Here is a 25,713-nt window from a genome sequence, read left to right on the forward strand (position 1 = left end):
CGACCATTTCGCTCCAGGAGCCGCCATGACAACCTCTGATCCAGCACAGCCCCATAGACTGGATGCTCGCGGCTTGTTTTGCCCGGAGCCGGTGATGATGTTGCACAAAGTGGTGCGGGGGATGAAAAGCGGTGAGTTGGTGGAAGTGCTGGCCACCGATCCGTCTACAGAGCGCGATATTCCCAAATTTTGCAATTTCCTGCGGCATGAACTGGTTTCCCAATCCCGTCGTGACGACGAATATGTCTATGTCATCCGCAAAGGCTGAGTCAGGACCAGCGCTTCTCCAGCCGCAGCAACTTTCGTCCCAACTGCCAGTTCAGTAGCAGGCAGGCCGCCCCCAGGCCCGTTACCAGCCCGATCCAGAACCCCCGTGCTCCCATCGGCTCCGGAGTCCAGAAAGTAGTCATGCCCAGGCTGTAGCCGACCGGCATGGCAATCACCCAATACGCGATCAATGTCAGCACCATTGGACTGCGGGTGTCCTGTACGCCGCGCAGGCATCCCGCAGCACCTACTTGCAGGGCGTCAAAGACCTGATAAGCGGCGGCAAACAGCAACAGTCCGGCAGCCATGTCGCGTACCGAGGGGTCGGTAGAATAAACCGAGGTGATGGTGTCGCGAAAAGCCACAATCGACAGCGCCGACAGGCAGGCAATGCCGGTGGTCAGCGTCAGGCCGGTCCGGCGCACCAGACGGATGGCGGTCCAATCATGACGGCCAAAGGCCTGCCCGGTGCGGATGGTCATGCTGATGGCGAGGCTGAGCGGCACCATGAACAACAGCGAAGTGACCGACATGCTGACTTGATGCGCGGCGACGGTTTGTTCCCCCAGCGGGCTGACCAGCAACGCCACCAGTGAAAACACACTCACCTCAAAGAAAATGGCGATGCCGATTGGCAGCCCCAAGGCGAAGATATGGCGGATGCGCGGCCAGTCCGGCACCGGCTTCTCCCGGAACAAGCGGTAACGGGCGTAGGAGGGTGCCAGCAGCACCCAGGCGAGAAGGACCAGCATCAGGGTGAACATGACCACGGCGGTCGCCCAACCGCAGCCTGCGCCGCCCATGGCCGGCAATCCGTACTTCCCGTGAATGAAGGCATCGTTGGCCGGGATGTTGAGCAGGACACCAAGCACGCTGATCACCATCACCGGACGTGTTCGGCCCAAGGCTTCGCTGTAAAAGCGCAGCGCGCAAAAGATGGCCACGGCGGGCATGCCCCAGGCGACACCTTCCAGATACAGGCGTGTCGGGCCTTGCAGGTGGGCGGGGACATGCAGCAGGTCGAAGCTGAACGGCAGCATTCTCATGACCGCCATGCCGCTGACGCCGCAAAACAGCCCGACCCATAGCGATTGGTGAACAATGCGCGGCACATCGGTATAGCGGCCCGCGCCATACGCTGCCGCCACCAACGGCGTGGTGGCCATGACCGTACCCGAGATCAGCAGGAATACCGGCAACCATAATCCGGAGCCGATAGCGACGGCAGCGAGGTCCAGTGACGACACCTGCCCGGCCATGATGGTATCGACAAAGCCGTAGGCGGCCTGCGCCAGCTGGGTGACGAGGATAGGAGTCATCAGCGTCAGCAATTGTTTGAGTTCGTGTTGCCAGCGGGACATGCCATGCTCCGGAGTAGGCGCGCAGTTTAACAAGAAGCCGGGCGGAATGACCGGCAGTAGATGTCAATCTTGGTAATTGGCGGCGCGGGCGCTAGACTCCGGTCATCTTTTCTGAGGCGACTGACATGGCGACACACAAACTGGCCCTAGGCCAATGGGACGATGTCCTGCAACTGGATTCCCTGCTGACGACTGAAGAGCGGCAGGTTCGCGAGACTGCCCATGCCTATTGTCAGGAAAAGTTGCTGCCTCGTGTGTGTGAAGCGTTCCGCCATGAGGTCTTTCACCGCGAAATCATGACGGAAATGGGCGCGCTGGGCTTTCTGGGCTGTACGCTGGACGGCTATGGTTGCGCCGGGCTGAATTATGTCAGCTACGGTCTGGTGGCGCGGGAAGTGGAGCGGGTGGATTCGGGTTACCGGTCGGCCATGAGCGTGCAGTCCAGCCTGGTCATGTATCCCATTCATACCTTTGGCTCCGAAGCGCAGAAGCAGAAGTATTTGCCGAGGCTGGCCAGCGGCGAGTGGGTGGGCTGTTTCGGACTTACCGAACCGGATCAGGGTTCCGACCCCGCCGGGATGAAGACCCGCGCCAAGCGCGCCGAAGGCGGCTGGGTGTTGAATGGCAGCAAGATGTGGATTACCAATTCCCCCATTGCCGATGTGTTTGTGGTTTGGGCGCGCAATGAGGACGGCAAGATCAACGGCTTTGTGCTGGAAAAGGGCATGTCCGGCCTCTCCGCCCCGAAAATCGAAGGCAAATTCAGCCTGCGCGCCTCAGTAACCGGCGAGATCGTGATGGATAATGTCTTTGTACCGGAGGAAAACCGCCTGCCGGACGCCAACAGCATTGCCGCGCCGTTTGCCTGCCTCAATCGCGCCCGTTACGGCATCGGCTGGGGCTCGATGGGGGCGGCGGAAGCCTGTTTCCATGCCGCCCGCCAGTACACGGTGGACCGTTTGCAGTTCGGCAAGCCGCTGGCCGCCAACCAGTTGGTGCAGAAGAAGCTGGCGGACATGCAGACGGAAATCGCCCTGGGACTGAACGCGGCCCTGACGGTGGGGCGTGCCATGGATAACGGCACCGCCAGCGCCGAAATGATCTCCCTGATCAAGCGCAACAACTGCGGCAAGGCCATCGACATTGCCCGGGTCGCCCGTGACATGCATGGCGGTAACGGCGTGTCCGATGAGTACGGTGTGATCCGGCACATGCTGAACCTGGAGGCGGTGAATACCTATGAGGGCACGCACGATATCCATGCGCTGATTCTTGGGCGTTTGATTACCGGAATACCGGCTTTCTGACGTGGTTCGACAAGGGCCGACCCGTTGGTCGGCCTTTACATCAGGACCGGTTGTGGCCCCTTCTGACTAGGCATATTATTAGTATGGTCATTATTCCGTCACTGTCAGTACGGAGAATGTCGCTGGCAGTCGCCAATGCCAATCAAAAGGAGAAACACGCCATGAATCCCGATTTCCTCGCCAATTTCAACGAACAAGCGCGCAAGATGGCCGAACCGCTGGCCAAGATGAATCAGGTGATGCTGAAGAATGCCGAACGCATGACCGAGTTCTCGCTGAACACCATCAAGAACTATTCCGAGCTTGGCCTGAACCATCTTCGCCATGCTGCGGAAGTGAAAACCCCGGAAGCTGCAACGGATTTCAGCGCCAAGCAGACCGAGTTGGTCAATACCATCAGCCAGCAGATCCTGCAGGACGCCCAGCGTTTGACGGAGTTGGGCAATGCCATGCGCAACGACCTGCTGGAAGTCATGGGCGACAGCTATACCCAAGCCACAACGGAGATGCAGGCCGCCATGAATCCCACGGCTGCCGAAGCCAAGCCGGCCGCTGCTGAAAAGCCGGCCAAGGCTCCCAAGTCGGCTTGACCGCCAGTCAACCAAGGAGTCCGGGATGGAAAACAAGCAGGAAAAGCCGGGTCAAACCCCGGCGGACGGCTTCAACGCCCTGTTCGAAAAAATGCAGCAAATGAGCCAGCGCATGAGCAACGAAGCCATGCGCATGTCCTCCCAAGCCAACGGCACCGGTAATTCAGTGATGTTTGACTTGATGGAGGGCTGGCGGCGTTTCGGCGGCACGGCAGCCGCGCATCCTGGCCCCTTGATTGACCGGCAAATGGAGTTGTGGCGCAACCAGATGCAAATCTGGCAAAACGCCATGATGCGCATGGCCGGGCAGGCCAGCGCGCCGGTGGTGACGCCGGACAAGGGCGACCAGCGGTTCCGCGACCAGGAATGGTCCGACAACCCCATGTTCGATTTCCTCAAGCAATCCTACCTGCTGACGGCGAAGGGCATCATTGACTCGGTCAATGCGGTCGAGGGCATTGATGACAAGACCCGCCAGCGATTGCTGTTTTTTACCCGGCAATGGATCAATGCCGTGGCCCCCAGCAATTTCCTGATGACCAATCCGGAAGTGCTGCGGCTGACCATGGAGTCCGGCGGCCAGAACCTGATACGCGGCATGGAACAACTGGCCGAGGACATGGAGAAGAGCGCCGATACGCTCAACATCCGCATGACCGATACCAGCGCCTTCCGGCTCGGCGAGAACATCGCTACCACGCCCGGCAAGGTGGTGTTCCGCAACCGCATGATCGAGCTGATCCAGTACACCCCGACCACGGAAACCGTCAACAAGCGGCCGCTGGTGCTGGTGCCGCCCTGGATCAACAAGTTCTACATCATGGACCTGCGTGAGAAGAACTCCTTCATCCGCTGGGCTGTGGCGGAAGGGCACACGGTATTCGTGATTTCCTGGGTGAATCCGGGCCGTAACTACCGCGATGTGCGCATTGACGATTACATGCAGGAAGGCGTGATTGCCGCGCTGGATCAGGTGCAGGCCATTACCGGCGAACGCACCGTTAACATGATCGGTTATTGCGTGGGCGGCATGCTGCTGGCGATGACGCTGTCCTGGCTGCAGGCGCGGGGTGAAAGCGATCGTGTGGCCAGTGCGACCTTCTGGGCTACAATCATTGATTTCAGCGATCCGGGTGACATCGGCGTCTTCATTGATGAAACCATTGTTTCCTCGATTGAGAAGGAGCTGGATCGTAACGGCGTCTTCGACGGGCGGATGATGGCGGTGGCGTTCAGCCTGCTGCGCGAGAATGACCTGTATTGGAACTACTATGTCCAGAATTACCTGAAGGGGGAGCGGCCGATCCCCTTCGATCTACTGTACTGGAACTCCGACTGCACCAACCTGCCGGGAGCGACTCACAAGTTCCTGCTTCGGGAGTTCTATCTGGGCAACAAGCTGCGGCAGCCGGGGGCATTGACCGTGGCCGGCGAGTCGCTGGACCTGTCGACGGTGAAGACCCCGGTCTTTGTGCTGGCGACCTTGCAGGACCATATCGCCAAATGGCGCAGTTGTTATCCCGCCACGCAGGTGCTGGGTGGACCGGTGAAGTTTGTGCTGGGCGAGTCCGGGCATATTGCCGGAGTGATGAACCCGCCGGACGGCAAGTACGGTTATTATGCCCATGACGGCTATCCCGCCGATGCGGACGAGTGGTATGCCGCCGCGCAGAAGCAGGATCGCAGTTGGTGGCTGGAGTGGAAGGACTGGGTTCAGGCCTTTGTGGGTGAACAGGTTCCCGCCCGGCAGCCGGGAGCCAACGGTTGGCCGGTATTGGGTGATGCTCCCGGCAGTTATGTGAAAATGAAGGCGGATGAAGTGCTGAAGGCCGGTTGATCCGGCACACTTTCCCAACCCCTGACAGGACAAGACCGATGACGGACATGCTGGAAAACCTGACCTTTGACGAACTGGCCATCGGCCAAAGCGCCTCGCTGGCGCGCACCCTGACCACGGCGGATATCCGTGACTTTGCCCGGGTCTCGGGCGATGTCAATCCGGCGCATCTGGATGCGGAATATGCAGCTACGACTCCGTTCAAGGAGGTCATCGGCCATGGCATGTGGAGCGGGGCGCTGATTTCCTGCCTGCTCGGCACCCGGTTTCCGGGGCCGGGCACCATCTATCTGGAACAAAGCCTGAAATTCCACCGGCCGGTGCATGTCGGCGATACGGTGACGGTCACGCTGACGGTGCAGGAAAAGGATGAACGCCGCAAGAAGGTAATCCTGGACTGCAAGGTGACCAATCAGGATGCGGCGACGGTAGTCAGCGGGCTGGCAACCGTCATGGCTCCTACTGTGAAGGTGGTGCGTCCGGCGTCTGTTCTCTAAGCGGCCTGTTCTGGCCGGATTCTTGCTTGTTTTCCCCTGAGTCCGCGCATTTGCGGATTGTCCGGCCAATGCCTGCGGTTTCCGCTTCGGGCATGATAGGATTTCGCCCCGAATTTGTGCATGCCTTCAGGAGAGTCCTGTGACGGTTTACGTTCCGCCGGCCCCGACCGCCCCCCGTTCCGACATTCCGTCCCCCCGCCTGGACACCGGCAGCCTGTTGCCCATCCACCCGGACCGCGACCGCTTGTTCAATGAGTTGCACACCCGGCCGTTTCCGGTACTGGAGCAAGGTTCCCGGGTGTCGCAGGTGGCTTTGTTGCATGGGGGCCGGGATACGGCTGAGGAATATGCGCATATCCGCGTCCTGTGCGAACGATATTCCGTGCTGCCGCCCTCACCGGGCTCCTCCTGCTATTACCAGAATTTCGGTGGCTTCGAGCTGCGCTGGGAGCGTCATACCGAATTTTCCACCTACACCTTCATTCACCGGGCGGATGGGCCGGAACCTTTTCAACGCACCGCCTTGTCGCTGTTGCCGCCGGGGTGGCTGGCTGAGCTGCCGGGCAAAGTGATCAGCGGCCTGCATGTGGAAATCCATGCCATGCCGGACCCCGCGCCGACGGCAGATGTGCTGCGCCATTATTTTGAGGGGCAACGGCTGGTCAGCTCGTGGGTGATCGACAAGAAGGCGCGGCTGTGGACGGCCTATCGCATCCATAACGACGGCATGGGCCGCATCCTGGTGCTGAACAAGGGGCTGAATCCCTGCCAGCTGGGGCGTCTGGTGCGCCGCCTGCTGGAGATGGAAACCTACCGCATGATGGTGTTGCTGGCCTTTCCCATGGCCCGCAGCATTGCCCCCGGCATTGCCGAGATGGACTTGCAACTGGCCACCATCAACGAGCAGATCAACGCCATTCGCGGTCTGGAAGACGAACGTCGCCTGCTGGGGCAGTTGTCGACGCTGGCGGCACGCATTGAACACTTGCGCTCGGACACCAATTTCCGGTTCTCGGCGGCGCGCGCTTATTACGAGCTGGTGCTGAGCCGTCTGGATGAACTGCGAGAGCAGGAAGAGCCGGGCATGCAGACCTTCAACGAGTTCCTGCCGCGCCGCCTGACGCCGGCCTTCCGGACCTCGGAGGCGGTGAGCGGGCAGCTGGATAACCTGTCGAAGCGCATTGACCGAGCCAGCGAGTTGCTGCGCACGCGGGTGGACCTGACGCTGGAAGCACAGAACCAGGACCTGTTGCAGTCCATGAACCAGCGCAGCCACATGCAGTTGCAATTGCAGCAGGCGGTGGAGGGGCTGTCGGTGGTGGCGATCAGCTATTACCTGGTGGGGCTGGTGAAATACATGGCGGGATCGCTGCATGACATGGGTTGGCTGGAGCATTCGGAGCTGGTGGTGGGGATGTCGGTGCCGGTGTGCGTGTTTCTGGTGTGGAGAGGGATGCACCGGGTGAAGCGGGGGATCAAAGGCTAATCTGGTGGGCGGGGTGCGACGATACCCCGCTTTCATGCTAGATGTCTAAACGGCGGGCAATAAAAAAGCCGCTATCGAAATAGCGGCTTTCTCAGTATTTGGCTCCCTGACCTGGGCTCGAACCAGGGACACACGGATTAACAGTCCGTTGCTCTACCGACTGAGCTATCAGGGAACAGCATCGGTGTGAGGCGATATTCTAGAGATTTTTTGAGAGAGGTCAAGGGCGCGTTTCGTTTGATTGCCTGAATTATGCGCACCTGACTTTCTTCACATGAACATTAGGCTGTAATCAGGCCTTTCAGCCCTGTATTCAACGGCTGTCAGCATTCAGGCCTGTCCAAAGCATAGGACAGGCCTGAATCGTAAGCCGCTTACTCCTGCAGCAAAGTGACCGCAATTTCAAACACCGAGGTCGTACCGCTGACCTCGTTCCCCACGATCAGCAACGGCTTGCCGCCGGGTGCATCTGCTGCTGCCACAAAACGCATGCCTTCCGGGCCCAGATCCATGCCTGCCGCCACGGCAGCCGCATCCGGGCTGACCGTCACGTCACGCGGGTTCACATACTGCACAAAGGCCGGTGCAAAGGGGTTGGAGATGTCATAAACCATGACACCGCCCATGCGCTCCAGCCCGATAAAGGCATAGGTATGACCCTGGATCTTGCCGATGGCCAGTGCTTCCGGCTCCGGCCCCTTGCTGTTGCTGCGCTTGTCACCGGTCAAAGAACCGTTGTGGTCCTGGTTGAACAGCGCGCCATAACGCAGGGCGGTGATGCGTTCAAACGAATTGCCGGAATCAAAAACCTGCTCGCCCGTTTCGGCATCCCAGATGGCGAATGAGCGGCTGCCGTAGGCATAAAGCTTGTTGACGGTAACGCCGCCGTTGAAGGCTTTGGTGGCCTGATAGGAAAACTTCAGTCGGCCAAGGGTGGAGTCGGTATTGAGGCCCGCCAGCATCGGACCCATGACCAGGTCGGAGTCGGCGATATCCTTCAGCGCCAGTTCATCGCGGCATTTGCTGCTCTTGTGGTAGTAACCGGCGGCGGCGCACACGGCGGCATTGTTCAGCCCGTTCAGCCAATCCTCGCGGCTGTCGCCTTCGTTGGCGGTGACCACGTAGTTCCTGCCATTGTAGTCAAGGCTGCTGATGGTGTCCGGCATGTACATGCCCAGCACCGGCCAGGTGCGCAGGTTGACGCCGTCCTGCTGGCTGGCATCCAGTTCATTGCCGGGCAGGTTATGGTCCTTGAATCCCAGGCCGATGATTTTCTGTACGGTGTTGTCTTCAAGGTTGAGAACGGCCAGGGCGTTGTTTTCCTGCAACGACACGTAGGCGCGTTTACCGTCGGCGCGCACGCTCAGGTATTCCGGCTCCAGGTCTTGCGCCACGGAGGCATTGACGCCGGAAAGCACCATTCTACCCAGAGGAAGCTGGCTGTTGCGCGGGCCGCCGACATTGAAGTCAGTGAAGCCGAGGGTGCTGACCGCGAAGTTGCTGACGTTGATGACGGACACGCTGCCTTCCGGATCGATGGTATATCCGACATTCGGTTCACCCTCGTTCGCCACCAGCAGCTTGCCGCCATCCGGGGTAAAGGTGAGCATGTCGGGCAGTGCACCGACGCTGACGGCGTTGACGTAGGCCAGGGTTGTCGCATTCAGGAAAATCACCCAGCCGGTGTCGGTCTTGGGGTTGGCTTCAACCGCCACCGCCACCAGATTGCCGCTGACCGCAATGCTGTTGGCTCCACCCACAGCGGCCAGGCCGGCGGCCTTGCCGTTGTCGACCAGCAACTGCTTCAGGTCCAGGCTTTGCTTCAGCGGCAGCGTGGCATTGGTATGAATATCCTTGCTGTCAAAGACATCCACCGCGCCGCTCAGGGCGTTGACGGTGAAGATCAACTTGCCGGTCTTGTCATAGGCCACGATTTCAGCGGCGCTGACATTGAAGCCTTGCGAGGCGCTGCGGGCAATGCGGTTCAGGGCGAGGGTCTGGCCAGCGCCGTTTTTGCCGTCAAGGCCGTTTGCTCCGTTGCTGCCATTAGTGCCGTTGCTGCCATTGGCGCCATTGGTTCCGTTAATGCCATCCTTGCCGGCGATGCCGGGATCGCCGTCGTCCATACAGGCCGTCAGCGCAAGGGCCGTGATGGCGGTAATAAGGGATTTTTTCAGGAAATGCATGAGGTTCGCTCCGGTGGGCGGTAAATATCCGGAGCAGAAATAACGCGGCCGCATGACAGCGGTGTTGCTGTTTGATGAGGGAATGATGACGCCGGACGGGGGCGTGCCGCAACGGCTTCGCCCCCGGGATGCGGCTAGCGGGGCTTCAGGGTAAAGCCTGTCTTGGGGAAGTGAAGGTGCAATGTTCCCAGTTCCGGGTCCTGGCGCGCCACGATCCAGGTGGCTGCAGTGGCTCCGGCCAGCACCCCGTCGGTGGGTTCGCAACCATAGTCCGAGGGGGCGATGCTGACATCGCGGTCAACCATCGGGTCAAGGCGGTGCGCCTCGGGAATGTTGCGCGGGGTGCATTGGCGGGCGGCATCCAGGGCTTGTTGTGCCGTGATATCCGTGCGGATGCCGTGACCAAAGGCCTTCATCCGCTCCATCCAGGCCAGAGTGCGCGGGTAGTCACGCAATAGCGGCGACTCGGCGAGTTCATGCACAAACCACAGGCTGTGGTAGGTGGAAAAGTCGGCATGAGTGGGGACAGATCCGAACAGGAAGTTGTCGCTCAGCCGTTGTTCCACATCGGCCAGATGCTGTTTGACACGGGGCTTGGCCTGGCGGGGGCTGACGGCACGGACACGGGCCTTGCGTCCGAGGTTGATGCGGTCCCAGATAAAGCGGCCGATATCCAGCGCGGACATGGCCTTCCACACCTTGCGATTGAGGGTGGGCGTACTGGCGGCGAACATGCAGGCGAAGAAGATCTGCAGGTCAACCTCGGCAACATAGGCTTGCATTTCGGAAGTGCCGTTCTCCAGCGCCAGTTCGGGTTTGTTGGATAATGCGGCGATTTCGGCGGCAATGGTGCGGGAATCGCAGAAGATGTCGGCGCCGATCTGCGCCACCGGGATCTTGCGGTAGCCGCCGGCCAGCTGCGCCAGCATCGGTCGCGGCGGCATTTCCCGGGTGGTCACGGACTGCCAGCTGAGGCCGGTGTAGCCCAGCATGGCGCGGATCTTTTCCGAGAACGGGGACATGGGATAGTGGTGCAGGATCAGGTCGGCCATGAGGGTTCCTTGAGTCATTCCGAAATAAAGAAAAGGGGCCGAAGCCCCTTTTTGTCTAAACGTTCAGGCGGTATATCAGCCTTCAATCGCCTTCTTGATGCGGCCAATCGCATCTTCCAGCACCTTCATGCTGGTGGCGTAGGAAATACGCATGTGGCCGTCCAGACCAAACGCGGAACCCGGCACCACGGCTACACCGACGGTGTTCAGCAGCAGGTCCGCGAATTCCAGATCGTTCTTCAGGCCCAGCTTGGCAATGGCGCCTTCGACGTTGCAGAAGGCATAGAAAGCGCCGTCAGCAGCGGAGCAGGATACGCCCTGAATCTGGTTCAGCGCGCCCACCACATAGTCGTGACGTTCCTTGAAAGCCTTGACCATCGGCAGCAGCACATCCTGCGGGCCGTTCAGCGCGGCTTCGGCGGCGACTTGCGAGATCGAGGTCGGGTTGGACGTCGATTGCGACTGCACGTTCTTCATGGCACCGATCAGCTTGGCCGGGCCGGCAGCGTAACCGATGCGCCAGCCGGTCATGGCATAGGCCTTGGACACACCGTTCAGGACGATGGTGCGGTCATAGAGGTCCGGAGCCACGGTGACGATGTTCTCGAACTTCTCGGCCGTCCAGATGATGTGCTCGTACATGTCGTCGGTGGCGATCAGCACTTGCGGGTGCTTGCGCAGCACGTCGGCCAGCGCCAGCAGTTCAGCCTTGGAATAGACCATGCCGGTCGGGTTCGACGGCGAGTTCAGCACCAGCAGCTTGGTGTTCGGCGTAATGGCCTGTTCCAGCTGGGCAGCCGTGATCTTGTAACCTTGCGCTTGCGGGCACTCGATGCACACCGGGGTGGCGTCGGCAATCAGCACCATGTCCGGGTAGGAGACCCAGTACGGGGCCGGGATGATGACTTCGTCGCCCTTATTGAGGAAAGCCAGCGCCAGGTTGAAGAAGCTCTGCTTACCGCCACAGGACACCAGGATCTGGTTCGGGGCGTAGTCCAGGCCTTGGTCGCGCTTGAACTTGGCAATGATGGCCTTCTTCAGGCCGGGGGTGCCGTCAACGGCGGTGTACTTGGTGAAACCGTTTTCAATGGCCTTGATGGCCGCCGCCTTGATGTGCTCCGGGGTGTCGAAGTCCGGCTCGCCGGCGCCCAGACCGATAATGTCCTTGCCGGCAGCTTTCAGTTCAGCCGCCTTGTTGGTAACGGCCAGGGTGGGGGAGGGCTTGATGCTCAGTACGCGGTCGGAGAGACGAAGTTCCACGGGTCAACCTCTTGTTCAGGATTATGTGACAACAGGTCTGGCATAATACCCGAAAATCCCGGATGAAAAGAGTGAAAAGATGACAACTCCGCGCCGCTTTGAACTGGTGACCGACTACCAGCCCGCCGGAGATCAGCCCACTGCCATTGCCGGACTGGTGGAAGGCGTTCGCGATGGCCTGCAGTACCAGATGCTGTTGGGAGTCACCGGTTCTGGCAAGACCTTCACCATTGCTAATGTGGTGCAGCAGTTGCAGCGGCCCACCATCGTCATGGCGCACAACAAGACGCTGGCGGCGCAGCTCTACAGCGAGTTCAAGGCCTTTTTTCCCCACAACGCCGTCGAATACTTCGTTTCCTACTACGACTACTACCAGCCCGAAGCCTATGTGCCGTCGTCGGACACTTATATCGAGAAGGATTCGGCGGTCAACGACCAGATCGACCAGCTGCGGTTGTCCGCGACCAAGGCGTTGCTGGAGCGGAAGGATGTGCTGATCGTGGCCAGCGTCTCGGCGATTTACGGTCTGGGCGACCCCGATGCCTACCTGAAGATGCTGCTGCATATCAGTCGCGGCGAACGCGTTGACCAGCGCGCCATTTTGCGGCGGCTGGCGGAAATGCAGTACCAGCGCAACGATGTCGATTTCTGTCGCGGCGCTTACCGGGTGCGCGGCGAAATCATCGACATCTTCCCGGCAGAGTCGGACGACGAGGCCATCCGCATCAGCCTGTTTGATGAGGAAGTGGAGGCGCTGACCTATTTTGACCCGCTGACCGGCGCCACCCTGCGCAAGGTGAACCGCGTCACCATCTATCCCAAGACCCACTACGTTACGCCCAAGGACCAGATCCAGAAAGCCATCGACAGCATCAAGGCGGAGCTGGAAACGCGCTTGCAGTGGTTCCTCGACAACAACAAGCTGGTGGAACATCAGCGCCTGAAGGAGCGCACCAAGTACGATCTGGAAATGCTGCAACAGCTGGGTTATTGCAACGGCATTGAAAACTATTCGCGGCACTTGTCCGGACGCGATGGCGGTGAAGCGCCGCCGACCTTGTTCGACTATTTGCCGGACGATGCGCTGCTGGTGATCGACGAGTCGCACGTCTCCATTCCGCAGATCGGCGCCATGTACAAGGGCGACCGCGCGCGCAAGGAAAACCTGGTCAATTACGGCTTCCGCATGCCCTCGGCGCTGGACAACCGGCCGATGATGTTCGAGGAGTGGGAGAAAATTAGCCCGCAGACCATTTTTGTCTCCGCCACGCCCGGCCCCTATGAGATTGCGCATGCCCAGCGCGGCGTCGAACAGGTGGTGCGGCCGACCGGGCTGGTCGATCCGATCATTGAAATCCGTCCGGCCTTTACGCAAGTGGATGATTTGCTGTCGGAAATCCGGTTGCGGGTGAAAGTCGACGAGCGCGTCCTGGTAACGACGCTGACCAAACGCATGGCGGAGGATTTGACCAAATATCTGGCCGAGCATCAGGTGCGGGTGCGCTACCTGCATTCCGATATTGATACCGTGGAGCGGGTGGAGATCATCCGTGACCTGCGCAAGGGCGTGTTCGATGTGCTGGTGGGCATCAACCTGCTTCGGGAAGGGCTGGATATGCCGGAAGTGTCGCTGGTGGCGATTCTCGATGCCGATAAGGAAGGCTTCTTGCGTTCGGAGCGGTCGTTGATCCAGACCATCGGCCGGGCGGCGCGCCATCTCAACGGCCGGGCCATTCTCTATGCGGAACGCATGACCGGCTCCATGCAGCGCGCCATTGACGAGACGGACCGTCGTCGCGCCAAGCAGGTTGCCTTCAATCTGGAACATGGCATTACACCGCGCAGTATTTCCAAACCGGTAGTGGATATCCTGGACTTCTATGCACCGGACGGGGCCGAACCGGCCTTCCTCAAGGCATCGGAGAGTGGCCCGGCGGTCTATCGCGCCACCGACCCCAAGGCGCTGGTGCGCCAGATCAAGGCGGTGGAAGCAGGGATGATGGCCAAGGCGCGGGAGCTCAAATTCGAGGAGGCGGCGCGCATGCGCGATGAACTGCATGCGCTGAAAGAGCAGTTGCTGCTGGTCAGCGGCTAGGCCGGTTTCAGGCCATGCAAACCCGGTTGCGGCCCTGCCGCTTGGCGGCATACAGCGCTTGGTCCGCGTGCTGCAACAGGGTGGCCAGTGTTTCCATGGGGTAACTGGGGGTGGCGATACCGATGCTGATGGTCAACAGGATGTGTTGGCCGTCATCCAGATCAATGGGCGACGCTTCAATGGACTGCCGCAGGCGGTCGGCGACCTCATGGGCGCTGTCCAGTTCCGTTTGCACCAGCAGGATGGCGAACTCTTCGCCGCCTATCCGTCCGGCCAGATCGGTGTCGCGCAGGCTGCCGCGAATGATGTCCGCCACCTTGCATAAAGCCTGATCGCCAACGGCGTGGCCGAAGGTATCGTTGATGTTCTTGAAGAAGTCGATATCGCACATCAGCAGCGCCAGCGGCTCGTTATAGCGGCGGCTGCGGCTGAGCGTGCTTTCCGCCCGTTCCAGGAAATGGCGGCGGTTGCTGAGACGGGTCAGGTCATCCGTGGTCGCCAGTCTTAATAGTTCGTCCTCCAGATGCTTGCGTTCCGTCATGTCGGTAGACATGCCCAGCAGGGCGTACATCTCGCCCTTGTCGGTGAACAACGGCATTTTCACCGACCAGTAGAAGCGGTCACGGCCGTCAGGCAAGCGGAAGACTTCCATGCCTTCCACCTTGCAGCCGCCGACTGTTGCCTGTGCATCCAGAAGCCGGAAATGGCTGCCGGCATCAGGGGGGAAGAGGTCTTCATCGTGCAAGCCGATCAACTGGGCGGGCGGACGCTGCAGCAGTTCTCCAAAGGCCCGGTTGGCGTACAGATAGCGCCCGTCCGGTGCTTTCATGTAGACACAGGCCCGGATATTGTCGAGCACCGTCACCAGCAGCGCCTGATGGGTGCGCAGGGCGTGTTCATCGTCCAAAAAGGAAGGGGACTTGGCGGAAATATGGGGGAAGGAATTGCTGTTCATTTTCCATTTCCTGAGGTTAGCCATTCCTGGTGAATCCTTGTGCAGCAAAACGTACGGAGCGATTTTGCGTGCATCCCGTAAATCTTATGCAAGATGTCCGGGCTTCACCAGTTTTTGTGACGAAGTCGTCAAAAAGTGGCGTGAATGGAAAAAAGAGGGAGAGGAATTCGTTTGCTGGCAGTTGTCTTTGTTCTGTCACAGCTCATTCATCAGTTCTAAATGCGTTTTCCCCATCCTGTGGCCATGACTTCAAAGACCACAGGTGAAGCAATGTTGGCAGTAACCCGCACAGGAGTAAGTGTTTTACAGGGTGGCATCGGTGAGATGCCGGGCAAGCAACCGCGTTTCGTGGCCCGTTTCGCCATGAGCCAGCGGGATGTCCAGGCCGCGCAACGCTTGCGCGCCGAGGTATTCAGTGCCGAATACGGGGTGCAGTTTGCCCATCCTTTGGGTCTGGATTGTGACCGTTTTGATGATTACTGCCTGCATCTCAATGTCTTCGACACCCGGCAGGACCGCCTGATCGCCACCACCCGTTTGTTGACCGGGGAACAGTCGCGTCATACCGGTGGTTATTACTCCGCCGGGGAGTTCGACCTGTCGCCGTTATTGCCCAACCTCAACGGACGGGTGCTTGAAATCGGCCGCACCTGCGTACATCCGGAATACCGTTCCGGGGCGGCCATTACGGTCATGTGGTCGGCGCTGGCGGAGTACCTGATGGAAGAGGACTTTGCCTATCTGATCGGCTGCGCATCCATCCATCTTGACGAAGATGGCAGTCGTTATTCAGCTGTTGTCAGCACCTTGCAGGAAGATCAGTTTGTGCAGCCTGAATGGCGTGTTCGTCCCCGCCAGCACCTGCCGACTCTGCCGACGTTGTGCGGCGATGTCGGCGCCAGCCTGCCGCCCTTGCTCAAGGCCTATTTGCGCATGAATGCCAAAATAGGTGGAGAGGCCTGCTGGGACCCGGAATTCAACTGTGCCGATATGTTCATTGTGCTGGATGTATCCGCACTGGCCGGCCGATATGCCCAGCGTTTTATGAAGGCGGCCTAATGACAACGCCGGCAATCACTTCTAACATGCCCGCATCCAGAAATCAGGAGAGAGGCATGTCAGCGGTCAAGTCTTCCGTGGGCCGGTTGCAGGTGGCGGGGCGTATCACCCGGTTGGGTGCGCACATTGGCGCCGGATTTGTGCTGGGCGTCGCCAGCGGGGCCTTGTTTGTCCAGCACCTGCCGTTCCAGCAGCCGGTCATCCGTTACTGGCACCGGCGCATGTGCAAGGTGCTGAACCTGGATATCCGCGTGCACGGCACGCCGGACCCGCGCCCGGCCTTGTGGGTCAGCAATCATGTGTCATGGATGGATATCCCGGTCATCGGCGCGCATTTCCCGGTGAGCTTTCTTTCCAAGGCGGAAGTGGCGGACTGGCCCATCGTCGGGCATCTGGCGCGGGCGGCTGGTACTCTCTACATCAAGCGCGGATCGGGTGACTCCAACGGTGTGTCGTCCCAAATGGCTGCGCATCTTCAGGCCGGGCGTTCGGTGTTGTTCTTCCCCGAAGGCACCACCACCGATGGCCGCCAGCTCAAGACCTTCTTCCACAAGCTGTTTCAGGCCGCCTGTGTCACCGGCGCGGATATCCAGCCGGTCGTATTGTGCTATCGGGATGAAATCGGGCAGCTGCATTCCGTGGCGCCCTTCATTGGAGATGACGAATTTACCGATCACCTGATGAAGGTGCTGAAGGAAAAACCGATGCAGGTGGAGTTGCTGGTATTGCCTAGAGTGTCGGTGGACGGCCGCGATGCACGGGCCTTATCGAAGCACTTGCGGCAGTTGATGGCGGAAGGGCTGGAACGTTTACATCAAGGCATCGTGTAGGTCGGACTTCAGTCCGACACTGTTCATGGGTAGAAGCCGCCCCTTGAGACGGCTTCTACCCCGTTCTTACTGATAACGCGCCAGTTCCAGCGCATCATGCGAGCTGAACAGCTGTACATCGCCCACCGACTCACGCGCCAGGGCTTGCAACCGTTGCAGGTTATGCACACGGTCAGCATTGTTCATGGCCATCAGTCTCTGGAAGGCTTCCAGCCCCGGCGGGCAGGAGGGCTTCTCGGCCATCTGGTTGTGGTGGAAATAGGCGTCACCGCAGTGCAGCAGCCAGCCGTCTTCGGTGTTGACCGCCACGCCGCTGTGACCACGGGTATGACCGGTCAGCGGTACCAGCAGGATGTCGTCATCCAGTCCGGGAATGGCGCGGATGCTTTCAAAACCCTTCCAGGTTTCACCTTCCGTCCGGTAAGTCACCCACTTCGGATTGTGAGCCCAATGATGCTGTTTGTAGCGCTGGCTTTCCCGCAGTGACGGATGCAGCGCCGCCCGGTATTCCGGTTCAAAAATATGCACTTCGGCATCGGGGAAGTCTCCCAGGCCGCCCGCGTGGTCCAGATCCAGGTGTGTCACCACGATGTGGCGCACATCGTCCGGGCTGTACCCCAGGTTCTTGACCTGCATCAGCGCGGTCTCGCGCCAGTCGGCGGCAGGTCGTACGGCGGCCATGAAGCCGCGGCCAAGCCGCTTGACCGGATTACGCACATCTTCTACCCCCATGCCGGTATCCACCAGCACCAGCCCGTCATTGCTCTCAATCAGCAGGCAGTGGCAGACCATGTGGCCATTGTCGAGCAGCGAGCCGTGACCGTTGATCAGGGGGGCGCCGTGCGGGCACATGGTGCCGCAGTTGAGGTGATGAATCCGTAAGGCCATGAGCCGGTTTCTCCTGTCTGGAATGGGGCTGGCCAACTATAGCACTGTCATGCCATATTAGGGATGACGGTCAAATTAGAGTAAATATTCTATTTATTGGGGCAGGCCTGCAATGAAGCAGTTTTATGGCAAGAAAGTGTTGGTAACCGGTGCTGCAAGCGGTATCGGGCGTTTGATGGCGCTGGCCTTTGCCAGTCGCGGTTCGGATGTGATTGTAATTGACCTCAACGTTGAGGGTGTGGAAAAGGTGGCGGCCGAGATTCGCGCCATGGGACGTCAGGCTTGGGCGTTCAAGCTGGATGTGTCACGGGTGGAGGACATCAAGGCCTTCCATAGCAAGGTGCGCCGGGAAATCGGCCGCATCGACGCGTTGGTGAATAATGCCGGGGTGGTTTACGGTGGCGTGTTCGAAATGGTGCCGATTGAAAAGCACCTGATGACCTATGCGGTCAATACCGCCGGTCTCGTTGCCATGACTCATGCCTTTTTTGCCGACATCCTGGAAAGTCCGGAGAGCCATATTCTCAATATCGCCAGTGCCTCGGGTTTTGTCGGCTTGCCGTTCGGGGCCAGTTATTCGTCCAGCAAATGGGCGGTCATCGGCTTTACCGAGTCGATCCGTCTGGAACTGCAGGAGCGCGGTTTTGATCACGTCGGTGTGACTACAGTTTGCCCGGCGTATATCTCGACCGGCATGTTTGACGGTGTACGCACGCCAAAACTGTTGCCGTTCCTGGACCCGGATATTATCGTCGCCAAGATCATGGACGGGGTCGAAAAAAATCACGCCTACGTCAAGGAGCCGTTCATGGTGAAGTCGGTGGACCTGCTGCGGGGCATGCTGCCGCAAAAGCTGTGGGACAAGGCGGCGCATACGCTGGGTATTACGTCCAGCATGATGCATTGGAAGGGGCGAAGCCGCTGAGGGCGGCCTGAATAAGGGGAAATCATGAATCCAAAAGTAAAATGGTCGCTGTATGGCCTGGTGCTGGTCTGGGCGGCGCTGAACTGGGTAGCCGGGAGTCGCGTGCAGACGGCCTATCTGGCCGAGGCCGACAAGTTGAAAGGGCAGAGCCTGGGTATCATCAAGGTGCGCAAGGTGGATTTTGACCGCGGCTTCTTCACCAGCAAGGCGGTTGCGTATCTGGAGGTTCGTCCAGACCCCTGCAAGCCGGGGGTGAACATGGAGGTGCATGAGAAAATCCGTAATGATCTGGTGTCTGGACTTGGAGCGCTGCGTTCAACAGTGACGCTGAAATTCGACAATGCAGAGTGGAACAGGGCGCTGGAGAAGGTGTTGAACGGCAAGCCGCTGCTGGAAATCAGCGGAGTGCATCCGCTGGGCGGCGGTATGCGCTATACCGGGGTCAGCCCAGCGTCCACCGTCACGGAAAAGGGGGCAAGCCTGACATGGAAAGGTTTGACATTCGAGGTGGCGGGTAAGGGTGACGACTCTTCGGCCACCCTTGATTTTCCGGGGCTGGTCTTTGAAAGCGACCAGGTTGACATGGTTGTCCGTGACCTGAAATTCCATGCCAACAGCCGTAAAACAGTGATCGGCCTGGAAACCGGCGACAGCGCATTTTCCCTGGCGGAGGCCCGGCTCGAGTTGGCGACCGGGGCTTCGGCTGTCATACCGGGCTTCACGCTGAAGGAGATTCAGGCCGGAAACAGGGTGGAATTGAAGTCAGGCCGCGCTTTCTCCACCAGTGATCTGCGCATCGGTTCGGCGGATGTTGGCCGGGAGTCCTTTGGTATAGAGACCTCGCTGGCCATGAATCAGATGGATACCGAGGCGCTGAAGCGTCTGGTTGCGGCCGCGCGTGAAAGCAGCCAGACCTGCAAGCCGGATTTGAAACCGATCTTGACGGCGCTGGTCGGGCTTTTTGATGGAACGGCGGAAGTGGCCTTGAATAAACTGAATGTCACCATGGGTGACAAGCGGTTGTCGGTGGATGGCAATCTGGTGGGACTGGATCTGCCGGCCACCCTGCCGGATCGCGGCATGGCGGCGCTGGACGGAGCCGGTTTGCTGGAGGGCGGCAAGATGCGCCTGCGGATTCGCGCCAACGAAGCTATGCTTTTTGGGGCGAAACTGCCGGGTGAACAGGCCGGTCAGATGTTGTCGCAGTTGCGTGCCGCGTCGGAGAGCGGAGGGGTCATCCGTCGCGAGGGTGAGGATTATGTGACGGAACTGACCCTGGAAGGGAACGAAGTGGCGCTGAACGGTGTGCCCTGGCGAGAGGCTTTGCAGTCCGGAGCCGGGACAATGCCGGCTGCCGGTAGTACGGATGAGGAGGATGTCCTGGCCGAGTGGCGTCGTCCCGGCTCATCCTTTTAGTGCTTAAACGGCAAGCAACCGGGCAAGGATGCCCTCGTACAAGGCGGTCAGCTTGTCGAGGTCATCCGCCTTCACACACTCATTGACCTTGTGGATGGTGGCGTTGACCGGGCCCAGTTCCAGCACCTGCGCTCCTGTCGGGGCAATGAAGCGCCCGTCCGAGGTGCCGCCGCTGGTCGAAAGTACCGTTTCAATACCCATCACCTCACGGATGGCGCCGACGGCGGCTTCCACCAGCTCGCCCTTGGCGGTGAGAAAGGGGTGGCCGCTGAGGCTCCAGTCCAGCCGGTATTGCAGGCCGTGGCGGTTGAGAATGGCCTCCGTGCGTTGCCGCAGTTGAGTTTCCGTGACTTCGGTCGAGAAGCGGAAATTGAACACCACTTTCATGTCACCCGGGATGACGTTGTTGGCCCCGGTGCCGGCGCTAATATTGGAAATCTGGAAGCTGGTGGCGGGAAAGAAGTCGTTGCCGTTGTCCCAAAGCTCCGCCGCCAGTTCCGCCAGGGCAGGGGCGGCGCGGTGGATCGGGTTGTCCGCCAATTGCGGATAGGCGACATGACCCTGTACACCCAGCACAGTCAGGACTCCGTTCAGCGAACCGCGACGGCCATTCTTGATGGTGTCGCCGACAATTATGCTGCTGGAAGGCTCACCCACCAGGCACCAGGTCATCTTCTCGTTGCGCGCCTCCAGATGCTCCACCACCTTGACGGTGCCGTTGACGGCCACGCCTTCTTCATCGCTGGTGATCAGATAAGCGATTGAACCCCGGTGATCCGGATGCCTGGCCACAAAGTTCTCGCAGGCCACCACCATCGCAGCTAATGAACCTTTCATGTCCGCTGCGCCACGACCGTAGAGCATGCCGTCACGGATTTCCGGCTGGAACGGGTCATTTGTCCAGTCCTGCACCGGCCCGGTCGGCACCACATCGGTATGCCCGGCAAAGGCCAGCACCGGGCCGGACTCGCCCCGCCGTGCCCAGAAATTGTCCACGTCACCAAAGCGCAGACGCTCGATGCGGAAGCCAATGGCTTCCAGGCGGCGGATCATCTGTTCCTGGCAGTCGGCATCCACGGGGGTAACGGAGGGGCGGCGGATCAAATCGAGCGTAAGGGCGAGGGTGGGAGACATCCGGATAACCTGATAATAACGTAAATAGGGAGTGTAAAAGGCCGTAAATCCCTGCGGGCCGGCCAGGACAAGTGGCCGCAAGTTTATCCTGTTCGGGAAATTGCGCAACTTGGCAGGAACCTTGCTAGAATCGCCCCATAATTTGACCCGGAGAGGATTCCGCCATGAAAAAGACCCTGACCTTGGGCGTACTGGCTGCCGCCATCGCTCTCAGCGCCTGCAGCAAGAAGCCCGAAGAGGCTGCCAAGGGCGCGGATGCCAAGCCCGTTGCAACCAGTGGTGAAATGATTGTCCGCATCGGCCATGCCGCGCCCCTGACCGGCCCGCAGGCCCACCTCGGCAAGGATAATGAAAACGGCGTCCGTCTCGCCATTGACGAGCTGAATACCCAGGGTCTCACCATCGGCGGCCAGAAGGTCAAGTTCGAGCTGGAGTCGGAAGACGACCAGGCTGATCCGCGCATCGCCACCACCGTCGCCCAGAAGTTTGTCGATGACAAGGTCAACGGCGTTATCGGTCACCTCAATTCCGGCACCACCATTCCCACCTCGCGCATCTACAACGATTCCGGTCTGGTGCAGATTTCCCCCTCCGCCACCAATCCCAAGTACACCCAGCAGGGTTACAAGGGCGCGTACCGCGTCATGGCCAACGATGTGCAGCAAGGCCAGGTGCTGGGCCAGTTTGCCGTGAATGATCTGGCTGCCAAGAAGATTGCCATCATCGACGACCGTACGGCTTACGGGCAGGGCTTGGCCGATGAATTTGAAAAGGCCGCCAAGGCAGCCGGCGGCTCCATCGTGGTGCGCGAATTCACCAACGACAAGGCCTCCGACTTCACCGCCATCCTGACCAAGATCAAGGGTACAGCGCCGGATCTGGTGTTCTATGGCGGCATGGACGGGCAGGGTGCGCCCATGGCCAAGCAAATGCAGACTCTGGGCCTGAAGGCGAAGTTCCTGGGCGGCGACGGCATCCACACAGCGGAATTCATGAAGCTGGCGGGCGCCGCGGCGGAAGGCGTCACGGCTTCGCTGCCGGGTGTGCCGCTGGAATCCATGCCGCACGGCCCCGATTTCAAGCAACGTTTTGAAAGCAAGTACGGTGTCATCCAGCTGTACGCCCCGTATTGCTATGACGCCATGATGGTGATGGCCGACGCCATGAAGCGCGCCAATTCCGTCGAACCGGCCAAATACCTGCCGGAACTGGCGAAGACGGATTATGACGGTGTCACCGCCAAGATCCGCTTCGACGCCAAGGGCGATCTCTCCGGCGGCGCCATCACCGTCTACCAGGTGAGCAAGGGTGAGTGGAAAGTCCTGAAAACCATTGGCGGCAAATAAGCCGCCCTTTCCCGGCGGCGCCGTGGTGCGCCCCGGTCTTCCCTGTATGACTGAGGATAATAATCATGAAACAACTCTTTGACGGCTTCAGGTCGACCAGTCTGGAAGTATTGCCAAACCTGAAGGAACGTTATGGCCTGTTGCTGCGCCGCGACCTGCTGAGCGTGGTGATCGTGCATAATGCCGGGCAAGTCTGGGTGGAATACACCGTGACTGATCAGGACAACTATTCCTTTGACAACAAGAAAACGGTCAAGCGTTTCGGTGATCTCGACAACGAAGCCGGTGACCCGCACTTTTCGGTGAATGCCTCCATTTTTGAGAACGGCCGTTATCTGGTGGAAGAACTGCAGCCGACGGTTCTGGCCAAAATGGCGGATATCTTCGACGAAACGGCCGCTGCCGCCATCACCAATTACGCCAAACAAAGCTGAAAGCCTGCCGGGCTTCGGCCCGGCCCGGCTTTGCGGTTGCCCGGAGTTGTTCAAGCGTGGATATTTTCGTCCAACAGTTAATCAATGGCCTGATTCTGGGCAGTATCTACGCCCTGATTGCGCTGGGCTACACCATGGTTTACGGCATTCTCGGTCTCATCAACTTTGCTCACGGCGAAGTGGTGATGATCGGAGCCATGGTTTGCATAACCTGTCTCAACCTGCTGATTGGCAATGGCAGTGACATCTCGCCTTTGCTGCTGATCGGCGCCAGCCTGTTGATGGCCGTGCCGGTGTGCGCCTTCCTGGGCTACAGCATTGAGCGCGTTGCCTACCGTCCCTTGCGCAAGGCTCCACGCCTGGCGCCGCTGATTACCGCCATTGGTGTATCTATTGTCTTGCAGAACCTGGCGATGATCATCTGGGGGCGGCAATACGTGCCGTTCCCACCCATATTCAGCAATCAGCCCTTGCAGTTCCTCGGCGCGTCCATCACGCCTTTGCAAATCAGCATTATCGTACTGGCGGCGCTGATGATGGGCGGCCTGCTGCTGCTGGTGCAGAAAACCAAGCTGGGCCGCGCCATGCGCGCCACGGCGCAAAGCCCGCAGGTTGCCTCACTGATGGGGGTCAACGTCAACCAGGTGATCGGCATGACCTTTGTGATCGGCTCCTGCTTGGGGTCGGTGGCGGGCATCATGGTGGCGGCCAATTACGGGCAGGCGCATTCCTATATGGGTTTCCTGCTGGGCTTGAAAGCATTTTCTGCTGCCGTGCTGGGCGGCATTGGCAATATCCCCGGCGCCATGATCGGCGGTTTGCTGCTGGGCGTGATTGAAAGTCTGGGGGCCGGTTATATCGGCGACCTGACCGGGAATGTGCTGGGCAGCCAGTATCAGGACATCTTTGCCTTCCTGGTGCTGATCACGGTGCTGGTGTTCCGCCCGTCCGGTCTGATGGGTGAAAAAGTGTCGGAGCGTCCGTGATGAAAAAAGTCTGGATAGCTTATATCTTGCTGGCTGTCGGCCTGCTGGTCGCGCCGTTTGCGGTTGGCCTCATGGGGCAGTCCTGGGTGCGGATTCTGGACTTCTGCCTGCTCTACGCCATGCTGGCGCTGGGGTTGAATATTGTGGTCGGCTACGCCGGACTGCTGGATCTGGGCTACATCGCTTTCTATGCTGTCGGGGCGTATGTCATGGCCATCCTGGCGTCACCACATCTGGATATCCACTTGTCGGCGTGGGTTATCCTGCCGCTGGGAGCAACACTGGCCTGCGCCGCCGGGGTGCTGCTGGGAGCGCCGACGCTGCGTTTGCGGGGTGATTACCTCGCCATCGTCACGCTGGGTTTTGGTGAAATTGTCCGCCTGTTCATGAATAACCTCGACCGCCCGGTCAACATCACCAACGGCCCGCAGGGCATCAACATGATCGACGGCGTCAGTCTGGCCGGTCATAACCTGAATCAAGGCATGGAAGTCGCTGGGGTGCAAGGCGGTTCGGCCTATGCCTACTACTACCTGTTCCTGGCCCTGACACTGCTGACCATTTTCATTTGTGTGCGGCTGGAAGATTCCCGCATCGGCCGCGCCTGGATGGCCATCCGCGAAGATGAGCTGGCCGCCAAGGCCATGGGCATCAATACCCGCAACATCAAGCTGCTGGCGTTTGCCATGGGCGCCAGTTTCGGCGGTGTCGCCGGTGGATTATTCGCCAGTTTTCAGGGCTTTGTCAGTCCGGAAAGTTTCAGTCTCATGGAATCGGTGATGGTGTTGTGCATGGTGGTGCTGGGCGGCATGGGCCACATTGGCGGCGTCATCCTCGGCGCCATCCTGCTGACGCTGGCCCCCGAAGTGCTGCGTGAAGTGATCAATCCCTTGCAGCGCAGCCTGTTCGGGCGCATGGTGGTGGACCCGGAAAACCTGCGCATGCTGCTGTTCGGACTGGCGCTGATTCTGGTGATGCTGTTCCGTCCTGAAGGGCTGTGGCCGTCGCCCCGCCGTAAGGAGGAGCTGCATCATGGCTGATCTGCTGGTCCTGGAAGGTATTGAAAAACGTTTCGGCGGCATCCATGCCCTGAAAAACGTCAGCCTGCGTGTTCCGGAAAACACCATCTATGGCTTGATCGGTCCCAACGGCGCGGGCAAGACCACGCTGTTCAATGTCATTACCGGGCTCTATGAAGCGGATTCCGGCCTGCGCATGTTTCGCGGCAAGGCCTTGCCTTTGACCCTGAAACCCCATGAAATCCTGCAGCGCGGCATCGCCCGCACCTTCCAGAATATCCGCTTGTTCAATGACATGACGGCGCTGGAAAATATCATGGTCGCCCGGCACAGCAAGTCGAAGGCCGGGGTGTTCGGGGCCATCTTCCGTCCCGCCGGCGTGCAGGCGGAGGAAAAGTTTATCCGGGAGCGCTCGGAACAATTGCTCGAATATGTCGGTATGAGCGGTAAAGGCGGCCGCATCGCGCGGACCCTGTCCTACGGCGACCAGCGGCGTCTGGAAATCGCCCGGGCGCTGGCGGCCGATCCCGCCTTGCTGACGCTGGATGAACCGGCCGCCGGCATGAATCCCACCGAAACTGCCGACCTGGCCAAATTGATCCAGCGCATCCGCCATGACCGCACCAATGTGCTGCTGATTGAGCATGACGTGAAGCTGGTGATGGGGCTGTGCGACCGGGTGGCGGTGCTGGACTTCGGCCAGGTTATCGCCGAGGGCACGCCTGCCGAGATCCAGGCCAACCCCAAAGTCATCGAAGCCTATCTGGGAGGCGGGGAATGAGT

The 25,713-nt window shown here is 59.7% G+C and carries 23 protein-coding genes and 1 tRNA gene; 16 read left to right on the forward strand and 8 right to left on the reverse strand.

Features of this window, described 5'->3' with window-relative positions:
* Positions 1–25: 25 nt before the first annotated feature.
* A complete protein-coding gene (gene tusA, locus Q7T36_RS06625; RefSeq protein WP_304845479.1) occupies positions 26–268 on the forward strand; it encodes a sulfurtransferase TusA in 243 nt (80 codons plus the stop codon).
* Position 269: 1 nt separating this feature from the next.
* Here the strand turns inward: tusA and Q7T36_RS06630 are convergent, their stop codons facing one another.
* Complete coding sequence (locus Q7T36_RS06630) at positions 270–1,628, reverse strand: MATE family efflux transporter (protein ID WP_304845481.1); 1,359 nt, start codon at positions 1,626–1,628, stop codon at positions 270–272.
* A 125-nt stretch (positions 1,629–1,753) separates the two neighbouring features.
* Here Q7T36_RS06630 and Q7T36_RS06635 point away from each other — a divergent pair, with 125 nt between their 5' ends.
* The 5 genes from Q7T36_RS06635 to Q7T36_RS06655 all read left to right on the forward strand — a co-directional run bounded on the left by Q7T36_RS06635 (position 1,754) and on the right by Q7T36_RS06655 (position 7,345).
* Entirely contained in the window at positions 1,754–2,935 is a 1,182-nt protein-coding gene (locus tag Q7T36_RS06635) for an acyl-CoA dehydrogenase (protein ID WP_304845484.1), read from the forward strand.
* Between the two features lie 161 nt (positions 2,936–3,096).
* The gene (locus Q7T36_RS06640) at positions 3,097–3,525 is read left to right on the forward strand and encodes a phasin family protein (RefSeq protein ID WP_304845487.1); all 429 of its coding nucleotides are present in this window, start codon (positions 3,097–3,099) and stop codon (positions 3,523–3,525) included.
* Between the two features lie 25 nt (positions 3,526–3,550).
* Positions 3,551–5,362, forward strand: a complete 1,812-nt coding sequence (phaC, locus tag Q7T36_RS06645; protein ID WP_304845490.1) for a class I poly(R)-hydroxyalkanoic acid synthase — start codon at positions 3,551–3,553, stop codon at positions 5,360–5,362.
* 38 nt (positions 5,363–5,400) lie between these two features.
* Positions 5,401–5,859, forward strand: coding sequence for a MaoC/PaaZ C-terminal domain-containing protein (locus tag Q7T36_RS06650; RefSeq protein WP_304845493.1), 459 nt, complete (start codon positions 5,401–5,403; stop codon positions 5,857–5,859).
* A 139-nt stretch (positions 5,860–5,998) separates the two neighbouring features.
* On the forward strand, positions 5,999–7,345 hold the full coding sequence (locus tag Q7T36_RS06655; protein WP_304845496.1) for a DUF3422 family protein: 1,347 nt from the start codon (positions 5,999–6,001) through the stop codon (positions 7,343–7,345).
* A 99-nt stretch (positions 7,346–7,444) separates the two neighbouring features.
* Here the strand turns inward: Q7T36_RS06655 and Q7T36_RS06660 are convergent.
* The 4 genes from Q7T36_RS06660 to Q7T36_RS06675 form a co-directional block, all read right to left on the reverse strand.
* A tRNA-Asn gene (locus Q7T36_RS06660) sits at positions 7,445–7,520 on the reverse strand.
* Between the two features lie 199 nt (positions 7,521–7,719).
* Complete coding sequence (locus Q7T36_RS06665; RefSeq protein WP_304845499.1) at positions 7,720–9,531, reverse strand: choice-of-anchor I family protein; 1,812 nt, start codon at positions 9,529–9,531, stop codon at positions 7,720–7,722.
* Between the two features lie 134 nt (positions 9,532–9,665).
* Positions 9,666–10,583: a glutathione S-transferase family protein gene (locus tag Q7T36_RS06670; RefSeq protein WP_304845501.1), complete on the reverse strand. Its 918-nt coding sequence runs from the start codon at positions 10,581–10,583 to the stop codon at positions 9,666–9,668.
* 75 nt (positions 10,584–10,658) lie between these two features.
* Positions 10,659–11,843: a pyridoxal phosphate-dependent aminotransferase gene (locus Q7T36_RS06675; protein ID WP_304845504.1), complete on the reverse strand. Its 1,185-nt coding sequence runs from the start codon at positions 11,841–11,843 to the stop codon at positions 10,659–10,661.
* Positions 11,844–11,922: 79 nt separating this feature from the next.
* Between Q7T36_RS06675 and uvrB the strand changes: the two genes are divergently transcribed.
* Positions 11,923–13,938, forward strand: a complete 2,016-nt coding sequence (gene uvrB, locus Q7T36_RS06680) for an excinuclease ABC subunit UvrB (RefSeq protein WP_304845507.1) — start codon at positions 11,923–11,925, stop codon at positions 13,936–13,938.
* Positions 13,939–13,945: 7 nt separating this feature from the next.
* On the opposite strand, the gene Q7T36_RS06685 is transcribed toward uvrB, so the two are convergent.
* The gene (locus tag Q7T36_RS06685; protein ID WP_304845511.1) at positions 13,946–14,893 is read right to left on the reverse strand and encodes a GGDEF domain-containing protein; all 948 of its coding nucleotides are present in this window, start codon (positions 14,891–14,893) and stop codon (positions 13,946–13,948) included.
* A gap of 270 nt (positions 14,894–15,163) precedes the next feature.
* On the opposite strand from Q7T36_RS06685, the gene Q7T36_RS06690 reads away from it, so the two are divergent.
* Positions 15,164–15,952: a GNAT family N-acetyltransferase gene (locus Q7T36_RS06690; RefSeq protein WP_304845514.1), complete on the forward strand. Its 789-nt coding sequence runs from the start codon at positions 15,164–15,166 to the stop codon at positions 15,950–15,952.
* A gap of 56 nt (positions 15,953–16,008) precedes the next feature.
* Positions 16,009–16,782: a 1-acyl-sn-glycerol-3-phosphate acyltransferase gene (locus Q7T36_RS06695; RefSeq protein WP_304845517.1), complete on the forward strand. Its 774-nt coding sequence runs from the start codon at positions 16,009–16,011 to the stop codon at positions 16,780–16,782.
* Between the two features lie 66 nt (positions 16,783–16,848).
* On the opposite strand, the gene Q7T36_RS06700 is transcribed toward Q7T36_RS06695, so the two are convergent.
* A complete protein-coding gene (locus tag Q7T36_RS06700) occupies positions 16,849–17,670 on the reverse strand; it encodes an MBL fold metallo-hydrolase (protein ID WP_304845520.1) in 822 nt (273 codons plus the stop codon).
* Positions 17,671–17,782: 112 nt separating this feature from the next.
* Here Q7T36_RS06700 and Q7T36_RS06705 point away from each other — a divergent pair, with 112 nt between their 5' ends.
* Both Q7T36_RS06705 and Q7T36_RS06710 read left to right on the forward strand, forming a co-directional pair.
* Positions 17,783–18,595 carry an SDR family NAD(P)-dependent oxidoreductase gene (locus Q7T36_RS06705; RefSeq protein WP_304845523.1) on the forward strand — a complete coding sequence of 271 codons (813 nt, stop codon included), beginning with the start codon at positions 17,783–17,785 and terminating at the stop codon, positions 18,593–18,595.
* Positions 18,596–18,619: 24 nt separating this feature from the next.
* Complete coding sequence (locus Q7T36_RS06710) at positions 18,620–20,011, forward strand: DUF945 family protein (protein ID WP_304845525.1); 1,392 nt, start codon at positions 18,620–18,622, stop codon at positions 20,009–20,011.
* A 3-nt stretch (positions 20,012–20,014) separates the two neighbouring features.
* Here the strand turns inward: Q7T36_RS06710 and dapE are convergent, their stop codons facing one another.
* A complete protein-coding gene (gene dapE, locus Q7T36_RS06715; RefSeq protein ID WP_304846568.1) occupies positions 20,015–21,151 on the reverse strand; it encodes a succinyl-diaminopimelate desuccinylase in 1,137 nt (378 codons plus the stop codon).
* 158 nt (positions 21,152–21,309) lie between these two features.
* Between dapE and Q7T36_RS06720 the strand changes: the two genes are divergently transcribed.
* The 5 genes from Q7T36_RS06720 (at position 21,310) to Q7T36_RS06740 (ending at position 25,711) form a co-directional block, all read left to right on the forward strand.
* A complete protein-coding gene (locus Q7T36_RS06720) occupies positions 21,310–22,491 on the forward strand; it encodes a branched-chain amino acid ABC transporter substrate-binding protein (protein ID WP_304845529.1) in 1,182 nt (393 codons plus the stop codon).
* A gap of 65 nt (positions 22,492–22,556) precedes the next feature.
* Entirely contained in the window at positions 22,557–22,925 is a 369-nt protein-coding gene (locus tag Q7T36_RS06725; RefSeq protein ID WP_304845532.1) for a hypothetical protein, read from the forward strand.
* 56 nt (positions 22,926–22,981) lie between these two features.
* The gene (locus Q7T36_RS06730; protein WP_304845535.1) at positions 22,982–23,911 is read left to right on the forward strand and encodes a branched-chain amino acid ABC transporter permease; all 930 of its coding nucleotides are present in this window, start codon (positions 22,982–22,984) and stop codon (positions 23,909–23,911) included.
* On the forward strand, positions 23,911–24,951 hold the full coding sequence (locus tag Q7T36_RS06735; protein ID WP_304845538.1) for a branched-chain amino acid ABC transporter permease: 1,041 nt from the start codon (positions 23,911–23,913) through the stop codon (positions 24,949–24,951). The genes Q7T36_RS06730 and Q7T36_RS06735 overlap by 1 nt, the downstream gene beginning before the upstream one ends.
* Positions 24,944–25,711: an ABC transporter ATP-binding protein gene (locus Q7T36_RS06740; protein WP_304845541.1), complete on the forward strand. Its 768-nt coding sequence runs from the start codon at positions 24,944–24,946 to the stop codon at positions 25,709–25,711. The genes Q7T36_RS06735 and Q7T36_RS06740 overlap by 8 nt, the downstream gene beginning before the upstream one ends.
* Positions 25,712–25,713 lie beyond the last annotated feature (2 nt).

The organism is Fluviicoccus sp., from assembly GCF_030646115.1.
GTDB lineage: Bacteria > Pseudomonadota > Gammaproteobacteria > Pseudomonadales > Moraxellaceae > Fluviicoccus.

Bases quoted from the DNA above. Each gene is read 5' to 3' on its own strand.
- Q7T36_RS06705 (WP_304845523.1), top strand. From the start codon at position 17,783: ATGAAGCAGTTTTATGGCAAGAAAGTGTTGGTAACCGGTGCTGCAAGC.
- Q7T36_RS06710 (WP_304845525.1), top strand. From the start codon at position 18,620: ATGAATCCAAAAGTAAAATGGTCGCTGTATGGCCTGGTGCTGGTCTGG.
- Q7T36_RS06700 (WP_304845520.1), bottom strand. From the start codon at position 17,670: ATGGCCTTACGGATTCATCACCTCAACTGCGGCACCATGTGCCCGCAC.
- Q7T36_RS06640 (WP_304845487.1), top strand. From the start codon at position 3,097: ATGAATCCCGATTTCCTCGCCAATTTCAACGAACAAGCGCGCAAGATG.
- tusA (WP_304845479.1), top strand. From the start codon at position 26: ATGACAACCTCTGATCCAGCACAGCCCCATAGACTGGATGCTCGCGGC.
- uvrB (WP_304845507.1), top strand. From the start codon at position 11,923: ATGACAACTCCGCGCCGCTTTGAACTGGTGACCGACTACCAGCCCGCC.
- Q7T36_RS06720 (WP_304845529.1), top strand. From the start codon at position 21,310: ATGAAAAAGACCCTGACCTTGGGCGTACTGGCTGCCGCCATCGCTCTC.
- Q7T36_RS06665 (WP_304845499.1), bottom strand. From the start codon at position 9,531: ATGCATTTCCTGAAAAAATCCCTTATTACCGCCATCACGGCCCTTGCG.
- Q7T36_RS06735 (WP_304845538.1), top strand. From the start codon at position 23,911: ATGAAAAAAGTCTGGATAGCTTATATCTTGCTGGCTGTCGGCCTGCTG.
- Q7T36_RS06690 (WP_304845514.1), top strand. From the start codon at position 15,164: ATGTTGGCAGTAACCCGCACAGGAGTAAGTGTTTTACAGGGTGGCATC.
- Q7T36_RS06695 (WP_304845517.1), top strand. From the start codon at position 16,009: ATGTCAGCGGTCAAGTCTTCCGTGGGCCGGTTGCAGGTGGCGGGGCGT.
- phaC (WP_304845490.1), top strand. From the start codon at position 3,551: ATGGAAAACAAGCAGGAAAAGCCGGGTCAAACCCCGGCGGACGGCTTC.
- Q7T36_RS06650 (WP_304845493.1), top strand. From the start codon at position 5,401: ATGACGGACATGCTGGAAAACCTGACCTTTGACGAACTGGCCATCGGC.
- Q7T36_RS06725 (WP_304845532.1), top strand. From the start codon at position 22,557: ATGAAACAACTCTTTGACGGCTTCAGGTCGACCAGTCTGGAAGTATTG.
- Q7T36_RS06630 (WP_304845481.1), bottom strand. From the start codon at position 1,628: ATGTCCCGCTGGCAACACGAACTCAAACAATTGCTGACGCTGATGACT.
- Q7T36_RS06670 (WP_304845501.1), bottom strand. From the start codon at position 10,583: ATGGCCGACCTGATCCTGCACCACTATCCCATGTCCCCGTTCTCGGAA.
- Q7T36_RS06685 (WP_304845511.1), bottom strand. From the start codon at position 14,893: ATGAACAGCAATTCCTTCCCCCATATTTCCGCCAAGTCCCCTTCCTTT.
- Q7T36_RS06635 (WP_304845484.1), top strand. From the start codon at position 1,754: ATGGCGACACACAAACTGGCCCTAGGCCAATGGGACGATGTCCTGCAA.
- Q7T36_RS06740 (WP_304845541.1), top strand. From the start codon at position 24,944: ATGGCTGATCTGCTGGTCCTGGAAGGTATTGAAAAACGTTTCGGCGGC.